The 4,837-nt window shown below is 61.9% G+C and carries 4 protein-coding genes; 2 read left to right on the plus strand and 2 right to left on the minus strand.

What is annotated here, in order from left to right; genetic code table 11:
* Positions 1 to 486 precede the first annotated feature (486 nt).
* Both guaD and IBX54_RS12700 read left to right on the plus strand, forming a co-directional pair.
* Complete coding sequence (guaD, locus tag IBX54_RS12695; protein ID WP_296543021.1) at positions 487 to 1,818, plus strand: guanine deaminase; 1,332 nt, start codon at positions 487 to 489, stop codon at positions 1,816 to 1,818.
* 153 nt (positions 1,819 to 1,971) lie between these two features.
* Entirely contained in the window at positions 1,972 to 2,709 is a 738-nt protein-coding gene (locus tag IBX54_RS12700) for an ABC transporter ATP-binding protein (RefSeq protein WP_296543022.1), read from the plus strand.
* A gap of 319 nt (positions 2,710 to 3,028) precedes the next feature.
* Here IBX54_RS12700 and IBX54_RS12705 read toward each other — a convergent pair whose 3' ends face one another.
* Both IBX54_RS12705 and IBX54_RS12710 read right to left on the minus strand, forming a co-directional pair.
* Positions 3,029 to 3,682 carry a hypothetical protein gene (locus IBX54_RS12705; RefSeq protein ID WP_296543023.1) on the minus strand — a complete coding sequence of 218 codons (654 nt, stop codon included), beginning with the start codon at positions 3,680 to 3,682 and terminating at the stop codon, positions 3,029 to 3,031.
* Positions 3,675 to 4,538 (minus strand): nucleotidyl transferase AbiEii/AbiGii toxin family protein, encoded by an 864-nt coding sequence (locus IBX54_RS12710; protein ID WP_296543024.1) that lies wholly within the window; start codon positions 4,536 to 4,538, stop codon positions 3,675 to 3,677. The genes IBX54_RS12705 and IBX54_RS12710 overlap by 8 nt, the downstream gene beginning before the upstream one ends.
* Between the last annotated feature and the right edge of the window lie 299 nt (positions 4,539 to 4,837).

The raw sequence follows: 4,837 nt of genomic DNA on the forward strand, positions 1-4,837 counted from the left end.
TCGTGCACGTTTGCTGCGATAACTGGCAAGTCAGCCGCCACAAATAGTGATACATGGTCGTCACTGCGAGCCTCCCGTATCGGCCTGATTCCGCACACGAACCTTGAACAGAGAAGCCGTCACTGCGAGCCGTCCGAATCCGGCCCGATACCGCAGACGAACCTTGAACAGAAACTCCGTCATCGCGAGGCCGCAGGCCGTGGCGATCCATGCAGTCCGGAAGCCATGGATTGCCGCGCTTCGCTCGCAATGACGGGGATGTTCATGGAAAGCATAGCGCGGCAGTCCATGCAGTCCGGGGACATGGATTGCGTCACTGCGCTCGCAATGACGGGGATGTTCATGGAAAGCATAGCGCGGCAGTCCATGTAGTCCGGGGGCGTGGCTTGCTTCACTGCGTTCGCAATGACGGTGATGTTCATGGAAAGCGAAGCGTGGCGAGCCATGCAGTTCTGGAACTTGAAACTTGGGTAAGCTCTACAGCCTATGCAAGCCTACCGCGCCGCCATCCTTCGCTTTGCCACTGACCGGGAGCCCAGCCGTGCCGCCATTTACGAGCAGGACGGACTGCTGGTGGTCGGCGCCAACGCGCAGGGCCGGCAAGTGGTGCAGGCGGTCGGGCCTTACCGGGCGCTGCGCAAGCGCTTTGCCGATCTGGCCGTCACACATTGGCCTGATCGCATCATCGCCCCCGGTTTTGTCGATCTGCACAGCCACTACCCGCAAACCAATGTGATCGGCTCGCCGGCCGAGGGCCTGTTGCCCTGGCTGGAACACTACACCTTTCCGGAAGAAAGGCGCTTTGCCTCACCGGACTACAGCAGCGAGGCGGCGCAGTTTTTCATCGCCGAATTGTTGCGCAACGGCATCACCACCGCGCTCACCTTTGCCACCTCGCACCCGGCCTCGGTGCAGGCCTTTTTTACCGAAGCTCAAAAGCATTGCATGCGCCTGATCACCGGCTTGTGCCTGATGGACCGCCACGCTCCGGCTGACGCAATGAACCAGGCGGGCGTCAACGGCAAGCATGACGCCACCGAGCAGAGCCTGCTCGACACCGAGGCGCTGATCCAGCAATGGCATGGCATCGACCGGCTTGGCTATGCCATCACGCCACGCTTTGCGCCCACCAGCAGCGCGGCCCAGTTGCGCGGCGCGGGCGAGTTGGCCGCCCGGTACCCGGACGTGTGGATTCAGTCGCACGTGGCCGAGAACCAGGCCGAAATCGCCTGGGCGCGCCAACTCTTTCCTGCATCACGCAGCTACCTGGCCACCTATGCCGACTTTGGCCTGCTGCGCCAGCGCGCCATCTACGCCCATTGCATTCACTTTGACGACGCTGATCGCGCCCTGATGCAGGGTACGGGTGCGGCCGCTGCCGTATGCCCGACCAGCAACCTGTTCTTGGGCAGCGGCTTTTTTGATTACGCCGGGGCCGACCGGGTCGGTTTTTGTTACGGGCTGGCAAGCGACGTGGGCGGCGGCACCAGTTTCAGCCCGTTTCACACCATGCTGGCGGCCTATTACGTGGCGCGTGAGGGCCAGACCAAAACCGGACTGTGCTTGTCGCCGCAACAACTGTGGTGGCAGCATACCGCAGGCGCCGCGCAGGCGCTCGGGCTGGCCGGCGTGGTGGGCAATCTGCAGCCGGGTTGCGAGGCCGACTTCGTGGTGCTGAACCCGCAGGCCACGCCGCTGCTGGCACGCAAGACGGCGCTGGCGGCCAACCTGGACGAACTGCTGTTTTCGATGATCGTGCTGGGCGATGACCGGCTGGTTGAGCAAACGGTCATTTCGCAGGCCATTCAGCCGCGCTGAACGGAACCGTCCCTAAGCCCGCCGCACAAGCAGCCTTTGATTATTCGCATCAAGACATCAAGTCGAATCAATGAACGCCCGTTGGCGCACGGCGCTGCGGTGTAGTTGCAGACCATTTGACGTATGCTCATGTGGCACTTTGCGCATGACATCATGAACACCCCGACTGCCACTGCCCAACTGGTTTTCATGGCCCGTGGCCTGACCAAGGTCTATGGCGAGGGCGACACCGCCGTGCACGCCTTGCGCGGCGTCGATCTGGACATCGTGCGCGGCGAATTCGTGGTGTTGCTCGGTGCCTCTGGCAGCGGCAAATCAACGCTGCTCAATATTCTGGGTGGGCTGGACTCGGCCACCAGCGGTTCGGCGCGCTGGAGCCATGCCGGCGACACACACGAACTCATCGGCGCCGATGACGCCGAGCTCACGCGTTACCGGCGCGAGCATGTGGGCTTTGTGTTTCAGTTCTACAACCTGATTCCGAGCCTGACGGCGCGTGAAAACGTGGCGCTGGTGACCGACCTGGCTGACGACCCGATGAAGCCCGAGGACGCGCTGGCGCTGGTGGGGCTGGCCGAGCGCAAGAACCACTTTGTCTCGCAACTGTCGGGCGGTGAGCAGCAGCGCGTGGCCATTGCGCGCGCCATTGCCAAGCAGCCCGAGGTGCTGCTGTGCGATGAGCCCACCGGCGCGCTCGACTGCGCCACCGGCATCATGGTGTTGCAGGCCATCGAGCATGTGAACCGCACACTGGGCACCACCACCATCGTCATCACCCACAACGCCCCGATTGCCGACATGGCCGACCGCGTGCTGCGCCTCGCTGATGGCCGCATCATTGAGACCCGCGTCAACGCGAAAAAGGTGGCGGCGTCCAGCCTGAACTGGTAAACCGTACAACACGCCATGAACACTCCCGTCATTGCGAACAAAGTGAAGCAATCCATGACTTCCTGGCTGCATGGACTGCCACGCTGCGCTTTCCATGAACACCCCCGTCATTGCGAACGCAGTGACGCAATCCATGTCCCCGGACTGCCTGGACTGCCGCGCTACGCTTTCCATGAACAGCCCCGTCATTGCGAACGCAGTGAAGCAATCCATGCACCCGGAAGTCATGGATCGCCACGCTTCGCTCGCGATGACGGTTCAAGGTCCGTGTGCGGTATCGGGCCCGATTCAGGGGGCTCGCAATGACGGGGGCCTTTGTTTACGGCTGGGCGTTAAGTTGGTCGTATGCCTTGGCATATCCTGAACGAGTCATGGCGTCTGGCACCAGTCCAAAAGAGCGGCATGCCGCTTGCAGGTCTTGATGTGCTGGGGTGCCCAGGGCGGGCAGGTCGATGTCATCGGGGTCGGGCAGCCAGGCGTTGCGCACGCGCTTGTCTTGCGCGCGGCTGAGCATGTCGGCCAGCGCCCAGGCAGGCCTGAGGCTGTCGAGGCCTTCAGGTGTCTGCTCAGTGCCCGGCTTGGCGGTTTGAAACCATTGCGCCGGGCGGGTAACCAAATCAAAACCCTCAACGCTGTAGCGTGAGGTGGCGGATGGAATCGCCACTTCGGGCCGAGCCGCAATTTGGGTGGTCCAGCCCGCTGCGCGCAGCCGGTCAATACCCACCTTGACCGCAGTGGGGAAGGCCCGGCGCAAAGCCTGTTCAGGATCAGCTTGCGGGTTGCGCACCAGATTCATGTGCACATCTGATCGCCCCCCCAGCGACTTGACCAACCCGGCCTTGCGCCACTGGGCCAGGTAGCTCGATGCGATGGCAGACCTCCAGCCAAACAGCACGGTGAGCTCACTGCCGGTAAAAATCTCGGGCAGCAAGCGCAGGCGCGCAATGGCCGAGGTGTAGGTGCGTTCAGCCATGTTGGGGCTGCGCTGCCAGGCCGCGCACCATCTCCATGCCGAGCCGAAGATGTTCAATGGCAAGTGCCAGCATGCGACCCGCGGCGGCTGCGTCCATAGGCCAGGACGATGGCAGCCAGCGCTTCAGGTCTTTCGCCACTTTGTCAACCGCCTCGGGAGCCTGGAGTTCAGCTAGGCGTGCGGCTGCATTAATGAGCCATTTTTGGGCCGTGTCAGACTCTTGCCCACTGGCTGCAGGGTAAATGCCCAGACGCGCGCGCAACAAGTCGGGGTTGACGCCCGCCACCCCTTGCTCGCACAGCCACCACACATCAAACACGTCGCGCGGCTTGATGCGGTTGCGTCCGCCCAGTGCGTACACCTTGTCAGCAAAAATCTCGGGCAAGGTCAGGGTAGGCACAAAGGCCTGCCCCGTGCTTGAAGCAATGGTGGACACCTTGAGCGTGAGGGCGCGCATGGCGGTAGTGGGTGTCTGCCAGAGTTCAATCTTGACCTTGGCACTGCCAATAACGCGTGGGCCAGCGAGCGTGACGTAGAAACTGTGCGGGTTTTGCTCGTCTTTGATGGGTGTAACCGTCACCGACAGGTCAGCTGAAATGTCTGGTGGCAAGCGAAGGCGCTTTTGCACCTCACGCGACAAGCCTTTGAGTGACAAACCGCCGCGCACCATAAAGTCGAGGTCTTCACTGAACCGGGCTGAGCCGTGCGCAAGGTGCAGCGACGTGCCGCCCTGAAACGCAATGTCACCCGGCGCCCAGCGCCTGGAATCCATCAGGGCGGCAAGGGTTGCCGTCTGGAGCACGCCACGCAAATAAGCTTCGTCCCGGGCAGAAAGTGTGCGTTTTTTCGTGGCCATAAATAATGCAAATTAATGTATGAATTATTACATTAATAAGCAATATAACGACAGCCGACTAGTCAATGCATGACTTCCGACAGCATGGATCGCGACGGCCTGCGGCCTCGCAATGACGAATCCCCGCCCCCTGTCATTGCGAGCCATCCGTACCTGGCCTGATACCGCACACGGGCCTTGAACCGAGACTTCGTCATCGCGAGCGTAGCGCGGCAGTCCATGCAGTCCGGGGTCATGGATTGCGTCACTTCGTTCGCAATGACGGGGCTGTTCATGGAAAGCCCCCCGAATCAGGCCCG

This window comes from Rhodoferax sp. (assembly GCF_014859475.1).
In the GTDB taxonomy this organism is placed as follows: domain Bacteria; phylum Pseudomonadota; class Gammaproteobacteria; order Burkholderiales; family Burkholderiaceae_C; genus Rhodoferax.

Excerpts from the sequence above, each read along its gene's own strand:
- guaD (WP_296543021.1), top strand. The coding sequence starts at position 487 with ATGCAAGCCTACCGCGCCGCCATCCTTCGCTTTGCCACTGACCGGGAG.
- IBX54_RS12700 (WP_296543022.1), top strand. The coding sequence starts at position 1,972 with ATGAACACCCCGACTGCCACTGCCCAACTGGTTTTCATGGCCCGTGGC.
- IBX54_RS12705 (WP_296543023.1), bottom strand. The coding sequence starts at position 3,682 with ATGGCTGAACGCACCTACACCTCGGCCATTGCGCGCCTGCGCTTGCTG.
- IBX54_RS12710 (WP_296543024.1), bottom strand. The coding sequence starts at position 4,538 with ATGGCCACGAAAAAACGCACACTTTCTGCCCGGGACGAAGCTTATTTG.